The sequence below is a fragment of the Actinokineospora sp. genome, from assembly GCF_050699995.1.
Classification (GTDB): Bacteria; Actinomycetota; Actinomycetes; order Mycobacteriales; family Pseudonocardiaceae; genus Actinokineospora.
In genome coordinates, this window is record NZ_JBOHGC010000552.1 from 1 (window position 1) to 1024 (window position 1024).

Annotated in this window: 2 protein-coding genes; both read left to right on the plus strand. The window is 70.5% G+C overall.

Translation table 11 applies throughout. From position 1 onward, the window contains the following. On the plus strand, window positions 1-518 hold a 518-nt coding region (locus ACRDSQ_RS26770), incomplete at its 5' end, for a hypothetical protein (RefSeq protein ID WP_431424773.1). Window positions 519-647: 129 nt separating this feature from the next. Next, a partial coding sequence (locus tag ACRDSQ_RS26775) for an SAF domain-containing protein (RefSeq protein ID WP_431424775.1) occupies window positions 648-1024 on the plus strand: 377 nt, incomplete at its 3' end.

The following is a 1024-nucleotide window of genomic DNA, read 5'->3' on the forward strand; positions in this document are numbered from 1 at the left end:
TGCCGACGCCAGGGCAGTTGGCGCAGGAGGCGTATTCGCGGTTGACGATGCCTGCTCCGGTGGCGCGGCACTCGCCGGATGTTCGCCTGCGGGACGGGCGCACGTCGGTGATCGTTGGTGAGAACACGTGGATTTGGGTCGAGCCGGGTGTGTTCGGGCCGCGTAGTGAGCGGGCGCAGGCGGGGCCGGTGTGGGCTGAGGTGACGGCCGCCCCGATGTCGTTGACGTTCACACCGGGTGACGGGCATCCGGAGGTCACGTGCGGCGGGCCGGGGACGCCGTATGACCGGGCTCGGTTCGGTGTGCATGCGGCGTCGCCGGACTGCGGGTATGTGTACCGGCGCTCGTCCTTCGGGATGCCGGGTGATCAGGTGAGCGCGATGTATGCGATCACGTGGCAGGTGACCTGGACCGGGTCGACGGGTGCCGCACCGGCTGGTGGTTCGCTGCCGGCGATGCGGTCGGAGACGACGATTCGGTTCGCCGTGGCGGAGGCGCAGGGTTTGCGAAGCGGTTAGCGGGAGGCGGGTGGCGGCTTGGCGGGCGCCCCGGTTGCGGCGAAGCGGGTTGAGGACGAGGTTCAGCAGGCCCGCGGTGGGAGGTCGCGTGTCCGGTTGCCGCGTCGGCGTCGCCCGTGGTTGATCGTGTTGGCCGCGTTGATCGTGGCGTTGGCGGCGTGGGCGAACGTGGTGTTGGTCAATCGGCTCGATGATCGGGTTGAGGTGCTGTCGGTGGTGCGGACGGTGCCTGCGTTCGAACGGATCACCGACGCCGACCTGGGCGTGGCCAGGATCGCGGACGACCCGGCGCTGCGGCCGGTCCCGGCGGGTGATCGGGCATCGGTGGTGGGCAGGGTCGCGGCTGTCGAGTTGCGACCGGGCACGTTGTTGGTGCGGGAGCAGGTCACCGAGGCGCGGCCTCCTTTCCCTGGCCAGCAGTTGGTCGGGTTAGCGGTGAAGCCGGGGCAGATGCCGGGAGGCGGCGTCGCGCCGGGCGACATGGTGCTTGTGGTGACGGTGGCCTC